This is a genomic window from Pontibacter sp. E15-1 (genome assembly GCF_022601975.1).
Classification (GTDB): Bacteria; Bacteroidota; Bacteroidia; order Cytophagales; family Hymenobacteraceae; genus Pontibacter.
Window position 1 is genome coordinate 1 of the sequence record NZ_JAKVIR010000017.1, and the last position, 22,016, is coordinate 22,016.

The 22,016-nt window shown below is 55.6% G+C and carries 18 protein-coding genes; 10 read left to right on the forward strand and 8 right to left on the reverse strand.

From position 1 onward, the window contains the following. Positions 1–102: 102 nt before the first annotated feature. A complete protein-coding gene (locus MKJ04_RS12910) occupies positions 103–519 on the forward strand; it encodes a hypothetical protein (protein ID WP_241642064.1) in 417 nt (138 codons plus the stop codon). 147 nt (positions 520–666) lie between these two features. Here the strand turns inward: MKJ04_RS12910 and MKJ04_RS12915 are convergent, their stop codons facing one another. From MKJ04_RS12915 to MKJ04_RS12930, 4 genes are all read right to left on the reverse strand, one after another. After that, positions 667–1,158 (reverse strand): hypothetical protein, encoded by a 492-nt coding sequence (locus MKJ04_RS12915; RefSeq protein ID WP_241642065.1) that lies wholly within the window; start codon positions 1,156–1,158, stop codon positions 667–669. 227 nt (positions 1,159–1,385) lie between these two features. Then, positions 1,386–2,174 (reverse strand): SAM-dependent methyltransferase, encoded by a 789-nt coding sequence (locus MKJ04_RS12920; protein WP_241642066.1) that lies wholly within the window; start codon positions 2,172–2,174, stop codon positions 1,386–1,388. Positions 2,175–2,404: 230 nt separating this feature from the next. Beyond that, complete coding sequence (locus MKJ04_RS12925; RefSeq protein ID WP_241642067.1) at positions 2,405–3,076, reverse strand: NAD-dependent epimerase/dehydratase family protein; 672 nt, start codon at positions 3,074–3,076, stop codon at positions 2,405–2,407. A gap of 220 nt (positions 3,077–3,296) precedes the next feature. Then, on the reverse strand, positions 3,297–4,133 hold the full coding sequence (locus MKJ04_RS12930) for a S1 RNA-binding domain-containing protein (RefSeq protein WP_241642068.1): 837 nt from the start codon (positions 4,131–4,133) through the stop codon (positions 3,297–3,299). A 258-nt stretch (positions 4,134–4,391) separates the two neighbouring features. Between MKJ04_RS12930 and MKJ04_RS12935 the strand changes: the two genes are divergently transcribed. Continuing rightward, positions 4,392–5,291 carry a LysR family transcriptional regulator gene (locus MKJ04_RS12935; protein WP_241642069.1) on the forward strand — a complete coding sequence of 300 codons (900 nt, stop codon included), beginning with the start codon at positions 4,392–4,394 and terminating at the stop codon, positions 5,289–5,291. Between the two features lie 70 nt (positions 5,292–5,361). Beyond that, the gene (locus MKJ04_RS12940) at positions 5,362–6,303 is read left to right on the forward strand and encodes a YeiH family protein (RefSeq protein ID WP_241642070.1); all 942 of its coding nucleotides are present in this window, start codon (positions 5,362–5,364) and stop codon (positions 6,301–6,303) included. A 412-nt stretch (positions 6,304–6,715) separates the two neighbouring features. Here MKJ04_RS12940 and MKJ04_RS12945 read toward each other — a convergent pair whose 3' ends face one another. Together MKJ04_RS12945 and MKJ04_RS12950 are read right to left on the reverse strand one after the other, a co-directional pair. Beyond that, positions 6,716–7,336 carry a Dps family protein gene (locus MKJ04_RS12945; protein ID WP_241642071.1) on the reverse strand — a complete coding sequence of 207 codons (621 nt, stop codon included), beginning with the start codon at positions 7,334–7,336 and terminating at the stop codon, positions 6,716–6,718. A gap of 71 nt (positions 7,337–7,407) precedes the next feature. Next, positions 7,408–9,294, reverse strand: coding sequence for a hypothetical protein (locus tag MKJ04_RS12950; RefSeq protein ID WP_241642072.1), 1,887 nt, complete (start codon positions 9,292–9,294; stop codon positions 7,408–7,410). 268 nt (positions 9,295–9,562) lie between these two features. On the opposite strand from MKJ04_RS12950, the gene MKJ04_RS12955 reads away from it, so the two are divergent. From MKJ04_RS12955 to MKJ04_RS12980, 6 genes are all read left to right on the forward strand, one after another. Beyond that, entirely contained in the window at positions 9,563–10,828 is a 1,266-nt protein-coding gene (locus MKJ04_RS12955; RefSeq protein ID WP_241642185.1) for a putative DNA modification/repair radical SAM protein, read from the forward strand. Between the two features lie 166 nt (positions 10,829–10,994). Then, positions 10,995–11,135: a hypothetical protein gene (locus tag MKJ04_RS12960; RefSeq protein ID WP_241642073.1), complete on the forward strand. Its 141-nt coding sequence runs from the start codon at positions 10,995–10,997 to the stop codon at positions 11,133–11,135. 17 nt (positions 11,136–11,152) lie between these two features. After that, the gene (locus tag MKJ04_RS12965) at positions 11,153–11,929 is read left to right on the forward strand and encodes a TIGR03915 family putative DNA repair protein (RefSeq protein ID WP_241642074.1); all 777 of its coding nucleotides are present in this window, start codon (positions 11,153–11,155) and stop codon (positions 11,927–11,929) included. 242 nt (positions 11,930–12,171) lie between these two features. Then, the gene (locus tag MKJ04_RS12970; RefSeq protein WP_241642075.1) at positions 12,172–12,483 is read left to right on the forward strand and encodes a hypothetical protein; all 312 of its coding nucleotides are present in this window, start codon (positions 12,172–12,174) and stop codon (positions 12,481–12,483) included. A gap of 694 nt (positions 12,484–13,177) precedes the next feature. After that, the gene (locus MKJ04_RS12975) at positions 13,178–15,145 is read left to right on the forward strand and encodes a DUF3857 domain-containing protein (RefSeq protein ID WP_241642076.1); all 1,968 of its coding nucleotides are present in this window, start codon (positions 13,178–13,180) and stop codon (positions 15,143–15,145) included. Positions 15,146–15,276: 131 nt separating this feature from the next. After that, a complete protein-coding gene (locus MKJ04_RS12980; protein ID WP_241642077.1) occupies positions 15,277–17,178 on the forward strand; it encodes a DUF3857 domain-containing protein in 1,902 nt (633 codons plus the stop codon). A gap of 208 nt (positions 17,179–17,386) precedes the next feature. Here the strand turns inward: MKJ04_RS12980 and MKJ04_RS12985 are convergent, their stop codons facing one another. Beyond that, complete coding sequence (locus MKJ04_RS12985) at positions 17,387–19,477, reverse strand: ComEA family DNA-binding protein (RefSeq protein WP_241642078.1); 2,091 nt, start codon at positions 19,475–19,477, stop codon at positions 17,387–17,389. 286 nt (positions 19,478–19,763) lie between these two features. Between MKJ04_RS12985 and MKJ04_RS12990 the strand changes: the two genes are divergently transcribed. After that, positions 19,764–21,014 carry a cation:proton antiporter gene (locus MKJ04_RS12990; RefSeq protein WP_241642079.1) on the forward strand — a complete coding sequence of 417 codons (1,251 nt, stop codon included), beginning with the start codon at positions 19,764–19,766 and terminating at the stop codon, positions 21,012–21,014. 2 nt (positions 21,015–21,016) lie between these two features. On the opposite strand, the gene MKJ04_RS12995 is transcribed toward MKJ04_RS12990, so the two are convergent. Next, complete coding sequence (locus MKJ04_RS12995; protein WP_241642080.1) at positions 21,017–21,853, reverse strand: hypothetical protein; 837 nt, start codon at positions 21,851–21,853, stop codon at positions 21,017–21,019. Between the last annotated feature and the right edge of the window lie 163 nt (positions 21,854–22,016).

The window sequence follows — 22,016 nt, forward strand, 5'->3', positions numbered from 1 at the left end:
TGTAAGGATTCACACCAGTACACCAACAGGGCCAGTAAATTGAAATAATGAAATGACACAGTTTAAATTACACTCCCGGGCAAATATCTCTACGACGCCAAAGTGTACAAAAGAGTGTTCGTGGATTCTGTTTCGTTGCCGCTGCAATTGGGCTTCATGAGGCTCTACAAAGGCATGTCGCCTCAGGTGGCGGGTTTTGTCGACATCATCCATTCAGACCAGGTAGCGAGAACAGGCGAGTTACTGGACTTCTCCTATGGCTGCAACCAACCCGACTACAACTTCAAAATAGGGCTTGTCCTCTTAGTCCCTGGAATCTATTCCTTAACTGTACACGAACGCAGATTCTCCAATTGCATCACGTATACCCCGAATTCATTCGCACAGATCTTTTACAAGTTCGATGTTAAAGACAGCAACAAGGATGTGTTTTTGTCGATCCCGAAGATCTCAAGGGGCGGGCTGGGCACAGAGAAGATGGACGCGAAAGAGGAGTTCATCATTCAGGTTGATGAATAAACATAGGTTGGGAGAAAAGTACATACCCGGAGCGTATCCCACTGGTGCAAGCCACCGCTGCGCTGAAGGCATGTGCCGAATAATGAAAGAGGCTCCGCTATACCCATAGCGGAGCCTCTCTTTATATATGCCTAGATTGATAAACCCCTAAAACACATACCGCACATGCAGGGCTGTGTCCCAGAAGCCGCCGCCCACCGGGATGTTGAAATACGGTTTCACGTCTGCACCAATGGTGAACGGGATGTCCTTGATGAAATATTCCAGACCCAGGACGCCGTCCACGCCCAGGCCATACACATTGTCGTTGTAGCGCTTGTGGCCGCGGTCGTAGTAGTCGTGGCCGTTGTAAAAGCCCACGTGGCCGCCCAGGCCGTAGTACCAGAGCAGTCCGCTGGTGTTAAAGGCCTGCGCGTGCTTCTCGTAGAGCACCGTCACGACAGTGCCGCGGTACTTGAAGCTGGTGCTCAGGATGCCCTCAATGGCGGCATCGCTGCTGATAAAATGCTTGATGGTGAGACCGGACGCGGCTCCCCCCCTCAAACCAATGCCTGTAGAATAGCCACTTTGGGCCTGTGCGCCAAGGGCTGTGCACAGCATAAGGGCCAGTGCGAAAGAAATGCGGTAAATAAACTTCATGAAAATGTATGTAAGGGTATAAATAAAAAGACACAAGGATCAGGATGTGAGACACTCGTACTAGACCAATTTAATGACCAGAATTAGCGTTTGTTTTCTGTATGAATAGAAACAGTTTTTATACCTCCAGGACTTTCACATCAAATCGAAACACGGAGCGAAAGCAGTCTGCAGCCGCGAAATTAAACATCTAAACGCAGTAGCAAGCGATTATTGTGCGAAAGGCGTCACTTTTTAGCGATGTCCTTATAGTTCTGGAGGTATGCTGATTTGCCGGTGCGTCGCCCGATCAGCTTGAAAAAGGAAATGAGCTTCTGCTGGTCGAGTTGCAGGGCCTTTGCAAACGGGTCTGGCTCGTCACCGGATTTGTAGTCTTCTATATACTGCTCGCGCACCTGCTGCGCTTCCTCCAACTCCTGAGCAGCCGTTATCTGCACCAGCCCCGTCTTTTCCCAAAGCTTCCGCCACCAGCCTATGCTATGTATAAAATACCAGTAGTCCTGATAGTCCGGGCGCAGGAAGTCGGGCACCTGCTCCAGCGTTTCTATTTCTGAGGTAAAGCAGACATCCACGATGGCCAGGTGACCGCCGGGTTTCAGGAAGCGGGCGATGTAGGGCAGGTACTTCTCGTCGGTGCCGAAGTAGGTATAGGAATCCACCACAATCACGGCATCAAAGTACTCCTCGGCGAAGGGCAACTGGCGGGCGTCGGCCTCCAGCGGGATGACTTTTTCGGTGCAGCCGGCATCCAGAATACGCTGGTAATTGTCGCTGGCGGGTATGGCCTCGTCCACGGCCCACACCGTCACGCCGAACTCCTTCGCCAGAAAAATGGAGCTGATGGCTTTGCCGCAGCCCAGGTCCAGCACCCGCATCCCCGGCTTCAGCTCCAACGACTTAGTCAGGCTTTCGAGGTTATAGAGCACATTCTCGCCCATCGAGTGCTGCCGCACCCATGCCGTGTCGTACTGCGAGGCTTTCGGGAAAGCCCTTCTCAAAGATGTATCGGAAGGCATATATGAAATTAGCGCGGTATAAAATTTTTGACAGATAGGTTTTTTGCAAACCAACTGCTGTTGAGGGTTGTTAATTGTTGATTGTTAAATTGTTATATGTTGAATTGTTATGTATGTGTCAGAACAGTTATACCCTGCTTAACCACTCAACCATTTAGCAATTAAACCATCTAACAATTAAGCCATTTAGCAATCAACAATTAGCTATCAGCAATCAACAATTCAGCACCTCAAAGCTTAGCACCCAGCTCGGCGATGTCGTCGGAGGGGTGGATATGGATGCCGCGCTGGTCCTGCGAGGCGGCGTAGAGCATGGCCCTGGCCACGGTCTCGGCCTCGATGGGTTTGTACTTCTCCAGCGGCCCGATCATCAGCCCACTCAGCGGCTTTATGATTTTGGACGCCAGTTCCTCGCCGGTGCGGTGCTCTTCGCGCTCGCCCAGCAGCAGGGCTGGCCGGAAGAGGTGCACCGAGCCAAAAGGCTGCGCCCTTACATGTTCTTCCATCTCGCCTTTCACTTTGTTATAGTAAAACAGCGAACTGGCATCGGCCCCCATCGCCGAAACCACCAGAAATTGCGAGGCCCCTTTTTGCGCCGTGATGTCAGCCAACTGCGTCACGTAGGTATGGTCCACTTTGTAGAAAGCCTCTTTGGAGCCCGCTTTTTTGATGGTGGTGCCGAGGCAGCAGAAAATGTCGTCGGCCACAAGGTCGGAGGCAAACCCCTTCATGTTATCGAAGTCGATGACGCGCTGCTCCAGGTTTGGGAAGAGAAGGGGCAGCTCACGACGGCCCACCGAGATCACCTCGCTGTAGCGCTGGCTTTTCAGGAGCAGGTGTAACAGGTGTCCGCCAACTAAACCGCTGGCGCCTACGATAAGGGCATTCCTCACTTTTTGCATAAGTTATCTTGCTTACGCAGTCAGTACGTTCTTTAGGCTTATATAGTCTAAAAAGTATAATAGTTTACCCAAGAAAAACGATAAAAGTTTGCCCCAGAAATTATGCCGCTGCAACCGCCTGGCCGTCAGGGAATTTTCCCGACAAGCCGACACAGAAGCATAGCGGCAACTCCCGGCGCGCGGGGCAGTCGCTGGTTGCGGTGCGTTGTGGCTGGCAGGCCTACTTCAGTCGGATGCTGTCTTCCTCCAGCGTGATCTTGCCGGCCTTGTACAACCCACCGATGGCGCGTTTGAACGTTTTTTTGCTCATGGCCAGCGTTTTGTAAATGTCCTCGGGAGAGCTGCTGTCGGAGATGGGGAGCCAGCCGTTGCCCTGCTGCAGCAACCGCAGTATCTTCTCCGAGGCGTCTTCCGACTCGCTCAGCACGGTGGCGTCTGGCTTGCGCAGCGTCACGTCTATCTTGTTGTCGGGGCGTATGGTTTTGATGTAGCCGGTAGTTTTGTCGCCGGGGTGCAGGTCCTGAAACACCTCGTTTTTGTAGAGGATGCCCATATAGGCGTTGTTGATGATCACTTTGATGCCGATATCCGTCTGGTTTGCCACAAGCAGCTGCACCTCGTCGCCTTCAGCCAGCTGTATGTCCTCGTTGTGCAGGTATTTGCCCAGTTTGGAGGTAGCCACCACGCGATCCGAGGTTTCATCCAGGTACAGGTAGACGCAGTACTTGCGGCCCACCTGCATTTTGTCCTTCTGGTTATGCAGGGGCACCAGCAGGTCTTTCTCCAGGCCCCACTCAAGAAACGCGCCGAAGGGGGCCGTGTCGGTGCAGGTGAGGCAGGCAAACTCGCCCACCGTGGCAAACGGCACCAGGTCTGTGGCAATGATGCGGTCTTCGGAGTCGCGGTACACAAACACGCGCACGAAGTCGCCGACCTGCGCCCCCTTGGGGATGTATTTGGCCGGAAGCAGAATATCCCCGTCATCGGACGTGAGGTATACCCCAAAATCTACCTCGCGCGCTATCTCCAGTACGTTGTAATTGCCAATTTCTACCATGGTGTGTCGGTGCTTGTTTAACGGTGCCTTACAAAGCTACTAAAAAGCGCGGTTGGTTGAAAGAGGATTCCGTTACCGCCATCGCGCTGCGTTTTCTGGTTTACCTGAAGTTCATAATTGCCCTGGAGTGCTGCCTCTGCTCATACTGCCTTGACCTGCGCCCCATACAGGTTATACCCCCTGCTTCAGAATGTATGGGCACAGGGGCAGAAGAAAGGTTGTATTGCGTACCTTTAATGCGGTATAAAGTAAAAAAGCATGGTGTTTGATTTCAGGCTTCGGGTTTTTCAGGCTGTGGCCGAAAACCTCAGTTTCTCGAAAGCGGCCAAGGTGCTGTTCGTGACGCAGCCAGCGGTGTCGCGCCACATCAACGAGCTGGAGAGCCAGATGGGGTCGGCCCTCTTCAACAGGCACGGCAACTCCATCAGCCTGACCCCGGCGGGTGAGCTGTTGCAGCGGTACGCCACCCGGATCTTCGCCTTGTACCGTAGCCTGGAGGAGGAACTCCACGACCTGCAACAGCAGCATGCGGGGCAGCTGCGCATCGGCTCCAGCACCACCATCTCCCAGTATATCCTTCCCCGCATCCTGGCTGCCTTCAAGCGCAGCTATCCCGACATTGACCTTACGCTGGTAAACCACAACTCCGAGCGGATAGAGCAGTTGCTGGCTGAGGGCAAGATCGACATCGGTCTGATAGAGGGCAACGCCACGCAGCCGCAGCTGCACTACGCGTCCTTTGTGCACGACGAACTGGTGCTGGTGACCGGCACAGGCAACAAGAAAAGCTACCCCGACGAGATTGACGTGGCGCAGCTGACCCAACTGCCGCTGGTCATCCGGGAGTCAGGCTCCGGCACCCTGGATGTGATCGAGAACGCCCTGCGCCAGCACCACGTCAGCCGCAAGGCGCTGCAGGTGGAGATGCAGTTGGGCAGCACCGAGAGCATCAAACAGTACCTCCAGCACGCCAGCGCCTGCGCGTTTCTCTCGATCCATACCGTGTCCGAGGAACTGGCAGCCAACAAGCTGCGCGTGATCGAGGTGCGCGGCCTGGAGATAACCCGCACGTTCCAGTTTATCAACTTGCACGGGCAAAGCTCCCGCCTCACCGACCTGTTCCGGAAGTTTTGCATCCGGCAGTATAACCAAGTGTAATACCGCAGTACTTTTTATGATTGGCGATGCCTGCCTGGGCAGCGTAAGTTTGCATAAAGAACTACAGCTTATGCAAACACAGGGGATTCAGAAACAGCAGGTACAGAAAGTGCTCTTTATAGCAGCGCTGCTGGCGTGCGCCACACCTTACGTGAGTGCGCCGGTCGCGCTGCTGGGCGGCTTTCTGTTTTCGCATGCCTGGGGGCACCCGTTTCCGGGGTTGGGGCGCAAGGCCACCAACTGGCTGCTGAAGGCGTCGGTGGTGGGGCTGGGCTTTGGTATGGACCTGCAGCAGGCTCTTCGGGTTGGGCAGGAGGGAGTAGAACTGGCCCTGGCCTCCATCGTGGCTGTGTTTGCGCTGGGCTTTCTGGTGAGCGGTGTCCTCCATGTCAGCCGGCGCACGGCCCACCTGGTGGCGTCGGGCACGGCAATTTGCGGCGGCAGCGCCATTGCGGCCGTGGCCCCCGTGGTCAATGCCTCCGAGAAAGAGATCTCTGTGGCCCTGGGCACCGTGTTTCTGCTCAATGCCGTGGCGCTGTTTGTTTTTCCGGCTGCAGGCCACCTGCTGGATCTCACACAGCACCAGTTCGGCCTTTGGAGCGCCATCGCCATCCACGACACCAGCTCTGTGATCGGGGCGGCGGCCACCTACGGGCAGGAGGCGTTGCAGGTAGCCACTACCGTGAAACTGGCTCGCGCCCTCTGGATCGTGCCTGTGGCGCTGGTGTCTACGCTGGTGTTTAAGAGCGATGCCCGCAAAATGACCTTCCCGTGGTTTATTGGCTTGTTTGTGATCGCGCTGCTGGCCAACAGCTATTTCTCTTTCGTCGGGCAGCTGGGGGTGCAAGTGGCTGCATGGGCCAAGTCGGGCCTGGTGGTTACGCTTTTCCTGGTTGGCGCCGATCTCTCGGTGGAGAACCTGAAAGCGGTGGGCTGGCGGCCACTAGCCTTGGGAGTAATCCTATGGGCCTTCGTGTCGGTTGCCTCGCTGCTGGTTATCCTGCACCTGTAAAGAGGCGCAACGTCCGCGTGTTTTATACCATTATCGAATGGATTTAGCGTATTTAAGTTTTTTCGTACAGCGTTTATTACCTGCTGTTACGCATTCCTACTTTTGTCCCCCTTGGGGGTAGGGGCCCTCGACGAAGAAGGGGGTTAGGGGGATGTCACTCCCTGCGGGCAATAATTGGTGAGATATTTTAGAAGCTGTATCTCATTAAGCAAGAGCAGGAAAGGTTCTTCCAGCCGCTTCTCATCCAGCTACCCCCTTCAAAGGGGGACTTTTACGAACTGCGAGTCGCTCTTGCGTTACGTCAAATTTGACTGTGCAAATTCTAACTAATAATGGTATTATAAGGGCGGACAGGCACAAAAAAAGGCGACCTTACAGGGCCGCCTTTTTTTGTGTCGTGTTGGTGCTAGGATTAGGCCTTCGCTTTTGCCTTTTTGGCTGTTGCCGAAGCGCCTTTCTTGCCGGTAGAAGGTTTGTCCTCCCCGTCCATCAGTTCATCGGGTGTGTGGAGCATGCCAATGGTCAGGCCGTCCTGGCCCAGGAAGTGCTCGATGTGGTGGCAGCGGTCCTCGGTTTTGAAGAGGATGCCCTCCAGCAAATTCTTGGTGCCGAAATCATCCAGCTCAAAAGCTAACTTAATAGACTTGCGCAGTTCTACCGCGATTGTTTTCTCGTCCTCCATGTCCTTCTGCATCATCTCCCGGATACGGAACTCGCCCTCTTCCTCGTGCTCGATGTAAGACAGCGCAATCTGCTTGGCCGGGTGGCAGGTAGGCACAATGCCCATCACGGTCAGGCGCTCTGCAATGGCGTCGTACTGCTCGTGCAGCTGGGTATAATGGTCCTCGAAAAACAGGTGCAGGTCACGGAACTGCGGTCCCTCCACCAGCCAATGGTGCTTGTGGTACTGGTTATATAGGATAATGAACGATGAAAGGTGGCGGTCCAGCTCTGAGGCCATCTTGGTGGCCGTGCTCTTTGTGAGTCCAATCGGGTTTCCTTCGTATTCGGCTTTCTCTCTAACTTTTTCCATAGTAAACGGTCGTATTCTTTTGGTTTTGTACCTCTTTAACAGGCAAAGCGGCTAAAAGGATACGGCCATCTCTAATTAAAATTCGCCACGCCGGGGCGCGCGAACTGGAAGTCGCGGAAGTCATAGTAAGGGCGGGAGGCCTCAAATATTTTGAACTCGTTGATCGTCTCGTTGGGGGGGAGCTTGGGGTAGTAGCTGATCAGGAACTGTATGGTGCTGAAGGACAGGAACTCGTTGCGGAAACGCAGCCCCACGCCGTAGCCGCGGTAGGGCGCGTCCTTAAACGGGATGCTCTTGTTGCCGGTGGAGAGCCACGCCACATCGGCGAAGAAAACCGTGGCCAGCTTAAAGCCGAAAAGCGAGAAGGGGGTATAGAGGTTGGCCTCGTAGTTGAGCGCCACCCGGCGCGAGCCCCGCAGGAGGCTGGAGCGGAAGCCGCGGATGCCGTTCTCGTTGTTGATGGAAAGGAGCTCCTCGGGGTTGCGGTTGATGCCCCAGGTGCCGCGGCCCCATATAAAGTGGCGCAGCTTCCAGTTGCCCCACTCCGATAGCTTGGTGAAGTACAGGCTCTCCAGCTGCAACACCCCCTGCTCCCAGTTCCCCTCCCGCACAAAGGAGTCGTAGGAGGCCTTGCCATACAGGTACCCGAAGGTAGGGGTATACTTTGCCATAGACAGGGCCGCACCCACATACTGCCGGTGGCGCAGGTCGCCGTGCTCAAAGCCGCTCGTGAGCGACAGCAGCGAGCCTGCCGGGATGTCCTCTGTCCGGCCAAAGCCGAAGAGGTAGCGGTCTTTGTAGTATTTCCGGACGCTGTAGCCGACGCTGGCCATCACCAGCGTGTTGTCCTGGAAGTTCTCGGTGGCCTTGATGGAGTAGTTTGTGTTGATAAACCGCAACCCCAGAATCAGGCGCCCCCGGGGCTCATACCCCAGGTTATACGACTTGAACCGGAAGGACCGCCCCAGCCAGGCGTCCTGCCGGTTGAAGGCCAGGTTGTTATACCGCGGAATGGTGTCTTCGGGGGTGGGGGGCAGCATCACGCGCTCCTCTATCCAGCTGGCTCCCACCGCCCCGGCATACTGGGTGTTCGTCGAGAAAAAGTCGCGGCTCAGGATAGCGCTTTTCTCCTTGTAGTAGTTTTTGTTCACATAGGAGAGGTCTGCGGTGATGTAGGTCCGGCCGATGTTCTCGATGGTATAGTAGCCCAAAGCCTCCCACGAGCGGGGGGCATCGAGGTTGAAGCGGTAGGAGCCCTCCACCTGGTGGCCCTGGCCCAAGAAGTTGAGCTCGCGGAGCGTCACGCGCCCTTTGCCCGAGGAGGGGGTGTAGGACCCCGAGCCTCCCAGGCTGAAAATGTCCTTCGTGATCACGAACACGTCCACGCTGTCCTGGGTGGTGGTTTCCTCGTTCACGATGATGCGCGCGTCCAGCAGGTAATCCGTCTGGCGCAGCAGACGCTCCGACTCCACCAGCGCCAGCGGTTCCAGCGGCTCCATCTTCTCGAAGAGTAATTTGTTTCGGATCAGGCCCCGGCCCGTTTTCACGTGCAGCGAGTTGCCCAGTTTCTCGAAGATATTCTGCGGCACCCGGGCCGTGTCGTGGATGGAATACCCAAATGCGTCCAGCGACATGATGTCGATGCGGCGCACGACTTTGTAGGTATGCTTTTCGTACTCGCGCGCAATCAGCTCGGCGTCCAGGCCATACACCTCCTCGTCCACGCGGTCAAACACCAGCACTGCCTTCAGCAGCTTGCCCATGATGGTTTTGCGCTCCGACATTTTTTTGAGGTTCTCCATCACGCGGTCGTCGAAGCGTTGCCGCAGGGTGTCGGTCACGGTGGAGTCTGCCGGGGGAGGGGTCACCTGCGCGTTGCAGACGCTGCCTAACAGCAAAAGCATGCCCAGGAGGCATGCATAGGGCAGGCGGCGAATGAACGGGTGGGGATAAAGCATAGGTGAAGGGTGGCGGTACTCGTTTGTCGGTTGCTACAGCCTACTAATATAACGCATTCTAAAGCATTAGTGATACTGGCGGCACATAAATTAGGTTCGGGCTATTTAAGCGGCATGCCGCGGGGGCGGTAGTTTATAGTGATGTGCTAATATTTTTAGTTTATCCACACCTGTGGAAAAGAATGTGTATAAAATCATGCTAATTAAATTAGGTATTCATACCCCGGTTGCGTACCTTTAAACTATTAAAGCGATGTACTTCAGGTGTATGGACGACAAGATAACAGGTAAACTAAAAATATTAGCAGATGCTGCCAAATACGATGTTTCCTGCTCTTCCAGCGGCGGAAAGCGCAAAAACGAGAACAAAGGGCTGGGCAACGCCGAGGGAATGGGCATCTGCCACAGCTATACCGAAGACGGCCGATGCGTCTCCCTACTGAAGATACTGCTCACCAACTTCTGTATATATGACTGTGCTTACTGCGTGACACGCAGAAGCAACGACGTGCAACGGGCGGCTTTTACGGTGCAGGAGGTGGTGGACCTGACCATCAACTTTTACCGCCGCAACTATATCGAGGGCCTGTTTCTCAGCTCCGGCATTTTCAAGGACTCCGATTATACCATGGAGCGCCTGGTGCGGGTGGCCAAGAAGCTGCGGCAGGAGCACAAGTTCAACGGCTATATCCACCTGAAAACCATACCCGGCGCGAGCGAGGAGTTGATTAAAGAGGCAGGCCTGTATGCTGACCGGCTGAGCGTGAACATCGAGTTGCCGTCGGAGATGAGCCTGCAGCAGCTTGCCCCGGAGAAGAACTATGCCGAGATCCTGCTCCCGATGGGGGCTATCAGCCGGCAACTGGTGCAAAGCAAAGAAGAGCGGAAGCTGTTTAAGTCTGCGCCGGCCTTTGCGCCGGCAGGGCAGAGCACGCAGCTGATCGTGGGGGCCTCTGCTGAGAACGACCATCAGATCCTACAGCTGTCTGATAAGCTATATAAGAATTTCAGTCTGAAGCGCGTGTATTACTCCGGCTATGTGCCCGTGAGCAGCGATAACCGGCTGCCCATCATCACAGCGCCACCGATTATCCGCGAGAACCGCATCTATCAGGCCGACTGGCTGATGCGCTTCTACGGGTTCGACGCAAAGGAAATAGCAGATGAGCTGCACCCAAACCTGGAGCTGGATATCGATCCGAAGCTGGCCTGGGCCCTGCGCAACCGCTTTGCGTTTCCGATGGAGATAAACACCGCCGATTACGAGATGATCCTGCGGGTACCGGGCATCGGCGTGAAATCAGCGAAGAAAATCGTGTCGGCCCGTCGGTTTACGCAGCTCAGTTTTGAGCACCTGCGCCAGATGGGAGTCGTGCTGAAGCGGGCCAAATATTTTATCACCTGCCAGACCCGCAGCCTGCAGCCGCAGGAGTTCGACTCTGACCTGATCCGGAGGAGAATCCTCTTCGGCGACGGCTCGGTGCGAAGCGCCCTGCTGAGGCAACAACTGGATTTGTTTCAAAAAGTCGGGTAACCACACAGGTGGTGTTTGCATAACGGCGCGAAAGAGGAGAGAAAGAGAGTGTATTGTCTTATATCTAACATCTTGTGTTTTGTAAAAAGCCATGGCTACAGCTAAAAAGAAGAAAATCAGCCCAAATCATACCTCTGTATCTGTTCAAACCAAAAAAGTTATCGTCATGAGAAAGAACCAGAAAGTTGCCCGTGTATCGCTTTGCTGCAAACTCAACATGCTGGTGCCGCAGCTGCAGCGCCTGACAGCGAGAATGCCCGCTGAAGCGACAGACAAAAACCGCAACGGCTTTAGCAATGGACAGTAGCCGCCATACCTTCAGCCATGCACCTCTATACCTACGACGGGTCGTTTGAAGGGCTGCTCACGGTGGTGTTTGAGGCTTATGAGCGCAAGGCCTGGCCCACCGCCATCGAGCAGGAGCACCTGGCGCAGCCCACGATGTTTGGGGAAACCATAGCCGTGCATACGGCCGAGGAAAAAGCGCAGCGCGTGTGGCAGGGGCTACAGAAAAAGCTGTCGGCCGGGGCACTGCAGCAACTCTACCATACCTACCTGTGGGAGCAGCCGGGCTTTGAGCAACTCATCTTCGCTTATATCCGGCTTGCCTACAGCTCAACCGATAACATAGAGGGCAACTACGCCGCCAGCTGTGTGCTGCACGTACAGCAGGCTGCCAAGCAGGTGCACCGCGAAAAACACCGTATGGAAGCCTTCGTGCGCTTCCAGAAAACAAAGGATGGCCTTTTTTACGCCACCATCTCCCCCGACTTTAATGTATTGCCGCTGATCATTTCCCATTTCCGGAAGCGGTATGCCGATCAGCGCTGGGCCATCTACGATACCCGGCGGCGGTATGGCGCCTACTACGATCTGCACTGTGCCACGCTTGTGAACCTGGAACTGTCGCCGCAGCAGCGCCACGCCACCCTGGCGGAGGCAGTCATGGACACGGAAGAGGATAAATACAAGCAGCTGTGGCAGGTGTATTTCGATCACGTGAACATACCGGAGCGTAAGAACCCCAAGCTCCACCTGCGCCACGTCCCCAGGCGATACTGGAAGTACCTCTCCGAAAAGCAGCCCCGCCTGCACAAGTAGCATCTTCTGATACAGGGAGTTATGTTTTGGATTTAGGAAAGATAAAAACTACAGGAGTAATGAAACTAAATGGCCCTAAAATACGTTTAAAACGATATATATCACTTCAATTGTACAACAGCGCGTGAGAATACGGTCGTGTTTTTCGCGCTTTGCTGTACGCCTCCGAAAACACAAATTGCATTATGAACATACGGGTCCGTAAAAAACTAATTCAAGTCGCCCGCGGGAGGGCGCACCTGATGACTTTCCAGAATCTGATATACGAGGCTGAGCTCGGCCTGAATCTGGAAAACTCATATGAGAAATCGATGCTGATCGATGTGATCGATGAAATATCTGAGAAAGAGCACGCGGCAGGACGCCCTTTGTTGAGCGCTCTGGTACGCGTGAAAGGCCAGAAAAACCAGGGCGATAATTTCTTCCGGCTCTGCGAGCGACTGGGCTTCGGCAGCTGGAAAGAATTGAAGCGGAATCACAAGTTTATCGAAGAGCAACGCGAGGCCTGCCGCGATTTCTGGCAGGACAAAACAAATTACTCCTCTTACCTATAATAGGCTCGTGAGTTGCCGTTCGGATCCTTCCGCATCAGGTAGTCGCTGAACAGAGCTTATTCGCACAAGTCAGAAAAGCACCCCGTTGCAGGCAGCGGGGTGCTTTTCTGCGTTCTTTACCCTCCTGGTCACACGGCAACTTTCAGGTATGGTATAAAACTGCCTGCAATCGGTTTTTAAGTTTCGCGCTGGACTGAACGGGGGAACATCGCTGCCACCGCGGTATTGCACGAATTTAAGCCTCGATTAGCGTCCGTATGAATTCAGTCTTCCCCAAGACCCAGCCGCCCATCTCTTCAGCGCACCACCCAAATCCGCGCACTGCGGCCTCAACTCTTCTCCAAAGCAACCACTAAAGATTTCTCTCGCAAAAGCAAGCGCTTCAGTAAGTCTGCCAGCTGCGCTCAACTCCCAATGCATTTCTGCGGGAGCCATGGTGCTCCGTAGCGCTTTGCGGGCCATGCCAGTCTTCGTCAGGAAGCAGGTTGCAAAAGACAGTGGGCCCAGAGGAATAAATATTATTTAAAAAATACTTTTTTATTTGAATTGAATATAGTAATATAGCCTTATTTATGGGAAGTCATGTTGATGGGGTTGCTGCAGAGGCTTTTGCGCATGTTTGTAACCCGATTGACTGCTTCCTGCACCACACTGTGGATAGGCCGAATATAATTAAACCCTTAATAGCTCTTCTATGAAAGCAAGAACTTTTACCACATTACTCTTTCTCTTTATACTTCTGCATGGGGCTGCGTTGCAGGCGCAGGACGAGGCCGCCAAATTCGGCAAAATAGACAAAGCTGAACTGGAGATGCGCTCCTACGCCCCCGATACCAGCGCCGCCGCGGTCATCCTCTCGGATTACGCCTTCAGCCGGTTCGACTTCAAGGCGGGCCTGAAGGTGCTGACCGAGCGCCACATCCGCATCAAAATCCTGAAAAAATCGGGGTATGATTGGGCTAACGTCTCCATCCCATACTATTCCTATGAGTCGACTCGCGACAAGGTGACCGGCGTCAAAGGGTATACCTACAACCTGGAGGGCAACGAGATCACGAAGGACAAGCTGGAGTCGAAAACCGTTTTTGAGGAGAAGCGCAACGAGTACTGGTACCTGAAGAAGTTCACGATGCCCAACGTGAAGGAAGGGTCCGTGATTGATGTAGCCTATACCACCATCTCGGAGCGGGTATACAGCCTGGATGACTGGGAGTTCCAGCAATCCATACCCACGGCCTGGAGCGAGTACCGCCTGCGCGTGCCGGAATACTTCGACTACAAGTTTCTGATGCAGGGCTACCACCCGCTGTACAAGCACGCGAACGAGCAAACCTCGGGCGGTGCCCGGATGCTGAACAACGCCTATGTGTGGGCCATGAAAGACGTGCCCGCCCTGAAGGAGGAAAAGTATATCACCTCGCTATCGGATTACCAGGCAAAGATAGCCTTCGAGCTGCAGCAGGTTAACTTCCCCGGCGAGCCCACCCGCATTATGACCGGCACCTGGGACAAAGTGGTCTCCGACCTGATGGAGTCCTCCTCGTTTGGCATGCAGCTGAACCGCAACAACTTCTTTAAAGACGACCTGGCGGCCATCACAGCGAAGCACAAAACACCAGAGCAGCAGATGCAGGCCATACACGAGCTGGTGAAAAAGCGGATGACCTGGAACGGCAACAACGCCCTCTATACCGACAACACGATCCGGAAGGCCTATGACATGCGCCAGGGAAACGCGGCCGAGATAAACCTGCTCCTGACCTCGATGCTGAAAGAGGCTGGCCTGGACGCAAACCCCGTTGTGATCAGCACCCGGAACCATGGGCGCGTGCAAACCACCGCCTCCCCGATGAAAAGCATGTTCAATTACGTGATCGCGCACGTGGTGGTGGGCGAAAAAGAGTACCTGCTGGACGCCACCGAGCCCCTGCTGCCTGCCGGAATGCTGCCGTTCCGCTGCCTCAATGGCAGTGGGCGCCTGATCAAGAAGGAAGGCCACCGCTGGCTGGCCCTGGAATCCGCTACCGCCAACACCAAGCTCTTCAGCGCCACGGTTACCATCAACGGCAAGGGCGAGATCGTGGGCACCGGGCAAGAGTCGGCCGGAGGCCACAAGGCTCTGTACCTGCGCAAGACCATCATGGAAGAAGGCGAAAGCAAGTATGCCGAGCGCATTTCGAAGGAAGTGGGAGAGTATAAGCTGGAGGCCCCCGTTATCAAGAACCTGCACGAGGTGGGCAATGCCCTCGACATCAGCTACAAGATCACGGCAAGCGGCAACGGGCAGGACAACAGCATCATCTACCTGAACCCCATGCTGGGCCAGGGGGAGAAGGAAAACCCTTTCAAGCTGGAGGAGCGCCTATACCCCGTTGACTTCGGCTCCCCGATTGATGAGACGTACCTCTGCCGCTTCACCATCCCGAGTGGGTATGAACTGGACGAGGTGCCGAAAGGGGTGATCGTGAACCTGCCCGAGAAAGGCGGCCGTTTTATGTATGTGGTGCAGCAGGACGGCGACGTGGTGCAGGTGATGAGCAAGGTGAGCATCAACAAGCCCATCTTCTACGCGCCTGAGTATGGCCACCTGAAGCAGCTGTACGACAACGTCGTGGCCAAGCATGCTGAGCAGATCGTGCTAAAAAAGATTGCCTCCAACTAAACATCCGCAAAGTATCACACCGGCAATAGCCGCCCCTGGCAAGAATAGGAGCGCCTTTCAGATGCTCTCCCTGAGGCAATGAAGGGCGCGTGCCGCCTTCTGTAAAATTCCACCGATCACAAATCACACATATGCATAACAAGCTATTTACATACTTATGGCTGCTGGCGGGTTTGCTGCTGGTGCAGCCCCAGGCCAAGGCGGCGCTGCCCGACGAGCCCGCTTCGGATGCCAACGTCATCATCCGCTCCGAAGAAACGGTGTTTCGGGTAAACTCCATCAGCAACGGCACCACTACCTATAAAGTAACCCTGACGGTGCTGAACGAGAACGGCAACCACCGGGCAAAGATGAGGGTGTTCTATGATAAGCTCAGCAAGGTAGAACGCCTGGAAGGCACCTCCTACGACCGTTTTGGCAAGAAGATCAAGTCGCTGAAAAAGAGCGATATCATCGACGTGAGCGCCATCAGCAATTTCTCGCTTTTTGAGGATAACCGCGTGAAAGTGGCTAACCTGGTGCACACCGTATACCCCTACACCGTGGAGTTCTCCTACGAGCTTTCTACTCAGAACATGCTCTTTTACCCCAGCTTTATGCCCCTGGACGAAGAGCGCCTCTCGGTGGAAAAGGCAACTTACGAGGTGCAGGTGCCGACAGGCGCGAAACTCCGCTACCGCGAGAGCAACATGCCGCAAGCCGTTAAAAAAGGGGCCAACGCCACCCACGACACCTATACCTGGCAGGTGCAGCACCTGCAGCCTATCGATGTGGAGCCGTATGGCCCGGAGCTGGTAGAGCTTGTGCCGCTGGTGCGCACTTCCCCCACTGATTTTGAGGTGGAAGGCTATAAAGGCAACCTGGAAACCTGGGAAAGCTTCGGTCTGTGGATAAACCAGCTCAACAAAGGGCGCGACGTGCTGCCAGAGGAAACAAAGCAAAAACTGATCGCCCTGACCGCCAACGCTAAAACGCAGGAGGAAAAAGTGCGCATCGTCTACGATTACCTGCAAGGCAAAACCCGCTACGTGTCCATTCAGTTGGGTATCGGCGGCTGGCAGCCGTTTGAGGCCAGCTTTGTGGACAGCAAGGGGTATGGCGACTGCAAGGCCCTGACGAATTATACCCAGGCGATGCTGAAGTCGGTGGGTATAAATGCGCACCACGCCCTGATCCGTGCCGGAGACGATGCCCTGGACATCAACACCGACTTCCCGAGCAGCCAGTTTAACCACGTGGTGCTGTGCGTGCCGATGGCCAAAGACACCCTTTGGCTCGAGTGCACCAGCCAGACAGAGGCGGCAGGCTATTCGGGCAGCTTTACTGGCGGCCGCCACGCCCTGCTGGTGACTCCCGAGGGCGGCAAGCTGGTGAAAACGAAAGAGTATATGGCAGCCGACAACTCCCAAATCCGGCGCATTACAGTGAAGCTGGATGAGAAGGGGAGCGGCCGTGCCAGCGTAACGACGCGCTATACCGGTATCCAGCAGGAGTCCAGGGACAACGTGATCCATAACTATCAGCCGGAGGAGCAGCGCAAGTGGCTCTACAAGCAGGTGAGTATGCCAGCGTTTGAGATCAGCAATTTTGCGTTTACGCAGCAGAAAGACAGACTGCCTGCCGTGACGGAGCAACTGGAGCTGAACCTGCGCCAGTGCGCCACCGTGAGCGGCAAGCGCCTGTTCGTGACGCCCAACCTGATGAACAAGTGGACGTATGTGCCCAACCAGAAAGAAAAGCGCCTGACAGACGTGGTGCGCGGCATGGCTTTCCTGGATGTAGACACGGTGGAGTTTGAGTTGCCGCCGGGGTATGCCGTGGAGTTCGTGCCGAAGGATATCGTGCACACGTCCCCGTTTGGTGAGTACCGGGCCTCAGTGAAAGTAGAGGGCCAGCGGGTGGTATACCTGCGCAGTTTCAAGCTAGACAAAGGCCGCCACAGCCCCGAGTCGTTCACGACCCTGGTCAGCTTCTTCAACAACGTGATCAAGGCAGATACCCAGCAGGTGGTGTTTGTGAAGAACATCCCTTGATTGTCGTTGTTCGTTGATCGTGTTTCGTTGTTCGTTTTTCGGAGGAAAGAAAAAATCATAGAGTAGGTGTTCGTTTTTCGGAGGATAGATGACTGCTATATAGGATGAGGACATATGGGACTGTTGCCAGTAACAGTCTTTGTTTCAGGATATCTTGACCACAAACTCACCCACGAAAAACGAAAAACGAAAAACAAACAACGAAAAACTAAAACCGATACCGCACCTGCGCTTTCACGTCGGATCTTCTGGGGCCTTCAATGGTCTCGAGGCCGGTGCCGATGCTGCGTTGGTGGCGGTAGTGCGTGAGGCCATACCGGAGCCATACATCCAGCTTGCGGTGCGGGCGCAACTGCAGGAGGGTATAAAAGCGGGTGCCCTTGCCGCTGAACGCGGGGATGGAGAAGGCATAGAGCACGTCGCGCTCATACACATACTGGCGGGTGTCGTAACTGTCGGTGTCGAAGAGGGCATAGCGCGTGCTCAGGCGCACTTTGGCAAAGGTGACATTCACATCCTGCGCAATCAAATAACCTGTGGTTTGGGGTGACTCGTGGCTATACGTGCTAAACTGCACCCGCGACTTCAGCGTGACGGTTTGGGTGGCCGCCGCCTCATAATACAACAAATAGCTGCGTCGCTCCGCCTGCGCGACATAGTCCATGGGCGTGGTGTTCTCCGGCACGTTGCGGCCCTTGCTCTCGTAGCGCATCTGGGCATACAGGCTGCGCTGCCTGTCGGGTTTGAAGTAAATCCGCACCAGATACTCATCGCCGTAAGAGGATGCATCCACGAGGTAGCGCAGCCACGGAAACCGGAAACGGTCGTAATACGCCGTCAGCTCCCACCTGGCAAAGGGCCTGATCTTGATGCCCGTGTATACCCCCTGCTCGTTGATGTTGCGGGTGCCCTCGCCGAAGGCGCTGCCGTAAAAGCTGTGGAAGTTGCGGGCATAATAGCGGTAGAGCATGGCCAGCTCTACGTTGTTGGCCAGGTTGGCGACAAGCCCGTTCACCGTGCCGATGCCGCCGCTTTTGCTCATGGCCGTCTCCCCGAACAGGTACACGTTCTGCCAGGTATAGCTGTAGTTGGTGCCGAGGTTGTAGTTGGTGGTGCCGCCAAACTCGAAGCGCTGGTATGGTGCCCCGGCCTTTTGGATGGGTGCGCTATACTGGGTGCCGAGGGCGGAGAGGCCAAGGCGCAAGGTCTTGTCTCCGGACAGGTAGCTGGCGTTGGCGCCGTATACCTGCTCGCGCACCCGGTGCCGGTTGGCTAGCTCGGAGGCGGTGCGGTGGAAACCGGTCGTCTGGATGCCCGAGAAGTAATCGTTAAAGCCGCTCACTGTGTCCAGCTGGGGCCTGAGGTTGGCGTCCACGCGCTTGTTGGAGTAGAACCCCGTGACATCCACCTTGCCCACGGCATACGTAACCGCCGCCCCTCGCAGAAAAGCATATTCCAGCACGGAGCCGTAGGGCCTGACGCCCACATTTGCCCGGCTCACGGTGGCAATGGTTTCGCTGCCTTTGCCCACGTTGTAGCCCGACGAGAGCAGCAGGCCCTGCCCGAACTGCAGCTGGTAATCGCCGAGGGCGATGCTCTTAAACCTACCTTTGTTGTAGAACTGCAGGTGTGCCGAGTAATAATCGAAACCGTAGCGGCGCGTGTCAGGGCTCCAGGCAAAAGCCTCGCCGGGGTCTTTCTCCGCCGTAATCCCAAAGCTGTAGTCGCGGGCGTGGCTAACGCGGTAGCGGAGGTATAGCTTTTCGGGGGAGCCGAGGTAGCGGCTGGTGGAGCGGCTGCCGGTGTCGGCGGGGGTATAGCCGCGGCGTTGCTGCAGCGTGCGCTCATACCGCAGCACCAGCGCGTTGTTGTCTTCCCCGATCACGCGCTGCCACAGCGGCCGCTGGTCGGCTTGCAGGCCCGCGTCGGGCACCTGCACAAAAGGCAGCAGCTTGTTTAGCGTCAGTTGGTCGAGGCCGGGGATGGCCTGCAGCTCATAGATGCTCAGGAGCGGCCCGTTCTCGGCGGTATAGGAAAAGAGGGCGGCGATCTGCGGGCGCGACAGGATGTAGAGTGAGGCCAGTTCCTCGGGCGTGGCGCGGTTCAGGTCGAGGGGGCGCTGGTAGTACTGGAAAAGCGTCTCATAGAAATCCTCGTAGGGCACGGTGGCATCGTCCTGGGCGGCGAACAGCTCCTGCACCAGCAGATCCAGGTCGATGGTGGGGCGCGGATAGTCCTGCGCACGCAGCGAACCGGCAAAACAAAAAACCATCCAGCAGAGCAGTAACCCTCGTACCATAGGCATTGCGCTTTTAATTGTTGATTGTTTGTTGTTACTTGATGATTGTTGAACTGCTATATGGATGTATGGCTATATGGTTAAATGATTGAATGGGTTGCTTGTTAAATAGTTGTTTGGATACACGTATAGCGCTCATGCCATACCCTATCGCTTCACTGGTCTAACCATGTAGCCATTCAATAATATAGCTAGCATCCTATTCAGCAATGCATCAAGTGATGCAAGAATCAGAAGACACTAACCACAACTACTACCTTACTATACTTAAGCTAAAAATAGTTACATGGAGCTCTTTCATATTTTCTCGGCCATACTGGTCATCTCGGCCATCTTCGCTTATATAAATCAGCAATACATAAAACTGCCGACCGCCATCGCGCTGTTGCTGGCTGGTTTGCTGGTTTCGGTGCTGGTGCAGGTGATGGGGGCTGTGTCGCCTCCCTTCGAGCATTGGGTGGAGTCCAGCCTCCGGGAGATAAATTTCTCGGAGGTGCTGCTGGAGTTCATGCTGAGTTTCCTGCTTTTTGCCGGTGCCCTGCACACAGACCTCGAGAAGCTGGCCAAGTCCAAATGGACCGTGATGGTGTTTGCCACCTTCGGCGTGCTCATCTCCACAGTGGTAACGGGCACGCTCTTTTATTACCTGCTGCAGATTGTGGGCCAGCCCATCAGCTACATCCACAGCCTTCTGTTCGGAGCGCTTATCTCGCCCACCGACCCGATTGCGGTGCTGGGCATCCTGAAAAAAGCCAACATCCCGAAAACGCTGGAAGTGAGCATCACCGGCGAGTCGCTGTTTAACGACGGCGTGGGCGTGGTGATTTTCATCTCCCTCTTTCAGATTGCCGAGCGTGGTATGGCCAACATTGAGGGCTCGTTCATCGCAGAGCTTTTCCTGGCCGAGGTAGGCGGGGGCATCGGGCTGGGCCTGCTCATCGGCTACATCGCGTTCTTCTTTATGCGGCGCATCGACCACTACCAGACAGAAGTGCTTATCTCGCTGGCCGTCGTGACAGGGGGGTATAGCATTGCCAGCTTCCTTCACTTCTCCGGCCCTCTGGCCATGGTGGCGGCGGGCCTCCTGATCGGTAACCAGGGCACCAAACTGGCCATGAGCCAGCAAACCGCCGATTACCTGACCAAGTTCTGGGAGATGGTGGACGAGGTGTTCAATGCCATCCTGTTTGTGCTGATCGGGTTGGAGATGATGCTGGTTCCCTTCCGATGGGAGTATGCGGTGGTGGGCCTGATCACGACGGGCATTGTGCTGGTGGTGCGGTATGTGTCGCTGGCGTTGCCATCTTACGCCCTGCGGCTGCACCGCACCTTTACGCCCGGTACCCTGCCCATCATGACGTGGGGCGGGCTCCGGGGGGGCATCTCCATCGCGCTGGCGCTCTCGCTCTCGCCCGAGATGCACCGCGACATGATCGTGGCCATCACCTACGGCGTGGTGCTCATGTCGCTGGTAGTGCAGGGCCTCACCATTGAGCCGCTCATCAGGCGCCTTGCCCGAAAAGAGGTAACCGTGTAAGGCTAGTCTGGCCGGGGAGTGGGGAGCCTGTAAGAAAGGGCCAGGTGGTGGCTGTTGCCAAGCGGAACGGCCACCCCGAAGGCATAGTCGATCTGGAGTTGCCGGGCCTGAAAGCCCGCCCCTGCGCTGAGGCGGTTGGTGCGGGTGCTGAAGCCGGTCCGCAGCACAAACTTCCCCTCCAGCACGGCATACTCGGCCCCGGCCTTCACGTCGGCGCGGTGGTCTATGTCTTTTTCCGTTTCTGCGGCAAGCAGCAAGCGGGTGGTGGGGCGGTAGGCCAGTCCCGCTTTCATGACCGTGGGCAGGCGCTCGTCCTCAAAAGTAGCCAGCTGTGCCTGGTTTAGGTTATAGGCAAAGGCACCGAAGTATACGTTGGGCACCACCTCGCCCTGCACGCCCGCCGAGAGCGTGACCGCTTTCTGGTTGCCATACCCCGCCACGGCTACCTGCCACACGTCGGCCTTTGCGCCCACGCTAAACTGCCCCAATTTGTGCGCTGCCCCTACGCCCACGTGCTGCTGGCTGAATAGCGCATCGCCAAAGCGGCTAAGGCTCAGGCCATAGGTGCCATGCCTTTTTGTGGGGTATGCGGCCTGCAGCGCCACTGTTGTGAAAGCGCTCTCCCCAAACCTATTCTCCACATACAACCCTAACTGCGGCTGCTGCACACCGGTAAGGCCCGCTGTGTTGTTACCCAGTGCCCACACGTCTGTATGCGTGACAGACGCATTTCCCATACCTGCGGCGCGGCCCCCGAAGTTGCACAGTTGCTGCGCCAGCGCCTGATGCCGCCACAAAGCGCACACGATCAATACCAAAAGCCTGAGGAACAGTTTCATAGAGTATGTATACAGGTAGCAGAGACACCGAACAGCCCTGTCCGGCTACGTTTAAAATGCAAATTTTTAGTAGTACGGTGTAAAGCATATAAAGTCAGGAGGGAGTGATGCCTGTAAAGATAAAAATTGCACTGATCCCGCAGGGAGGGTATACTTTGAAGGC

Bases quoted from the DNA above. Each gene is read 5' to 3' on its own strand.
- MKJ04_RS12920 (WP_241642066.1), bottom strand. From the start codon at position 2,174: ATGCCTTCCGATACATCTTTGAGAAGGGCTTTCCCGAAAGCCTCGCAG.
- MKJ04_RS12970 (WP_241642075.1), top strand. From the start codon at position 12,172: ATGACTTTCCAGAATCTGATATACGAGGCTGAGCTCGGCCTGAATCTG.
- MKJ04_RS12975 (WP_241642076.1), top strand. From the start codon at position 13,178: ATGAAAGCAAGAACTTTTACCACATTACTCTTTCTCTTTATACTTCTG.
- MKJ04_RS12965 (WP_241642074.1), top strand. From the start codon at position 11,153: ATGCACCTCTATACCTACGACGGGTCGTTTGAAGGGCTGCTCACGGTG.
- MKJ04_RS12915 (WP_241642065.1), bottom strand. From the start codon at position 1,158: ATGAAGTTTATTTACCGCATTTCTTTCGCACTGGCCCTTATGCTGTGC.
- MKJ04_RS12980 (WP_241642077.1), top strand. From the start codon at position 15,277: ATGCATAACAAGCTATTTACATACTTATGGCTGCTGGCGGGTTTGCTG.
- MKJ04_RS12930 (WP_241642068.1), bottom strand. From the start codon at position 4,133: ATGGTAGAAATTGGCAATTACAACGTACTGGAGATAGCGCGCGAGGTA.
- MKJ04_RS12960 (WP_241642073.1), top strand. From the start codon at position 10,995: ATGAGAAAGAACCAGAAAGTTGCCCGTGTATCGCTTTGCTGCAAACTC.
- MKJ04_RS12940 (WP_241642070.1), top strand. From the start codon at position 5,362: ATGCAAACACAGGGGATTCAGAAACAGCAGGTACAGAAAGTGCTCTTT.
- MKJ04_RS12990 (WP_241642079.1), top strand. From the start codon at position 19,764: ATGGAGCTCTTTCATATTTTCTCGGCCATACTGGTCATCTCGGCCATC.
- MKJ04_RS12945 (WP_241642071.1), bottom strand. From the start codon at position 7,336: ATGGAAAAAGTTAGAGAGAAAGCCGAATACGAAGGAAACCCGATTGGA.
- MKJ04_RS12995 (WP_241642080.1), bottom strand. From the start codon at position 21,853: ATGAAACTGTTCCTCAGGCTTTTGGTATTGATCGTGTGCGCTTTGTGG.
- MKJ04_RS12985 (WP_241642078.1), bottom strand. From the start codon at position 19,477: ATGGTACGAGGGTTACTGCTCTGCTGGATGGTTTTTTGTTTTGCCGGT.
- MKJ04_RS12950 (WP_241642072.1), bottom strand. From the start codon at position 9,294: ATGCTTTATCCCCACCCGTTCATTCGCCGCCTGCCCTATGCATGCCTC.
- MKJ04_RS12955 (WP_241642185.1), top strand. From the start codon at position 9,563: ATGGACGACAAGATAACAGGTAAACTAAAAATATTAGCAGATGCTGCC.
- MKJ04_RS12925 (WP_241642067.1), bottom strand. From the start codon at position 3,076: ATGCAAAAAGTGAGGAATGCCCTTATCGTAGGCGCCAGCGGTTTAGTT.
- MKJ04_RS12935 (WP_241642069.1), top strand. From the start codon at position 4,392: ATGGTGTTTGATTTCAGGCTTCGGGTTTTTCAGGCTGTGGCCGAAAAC.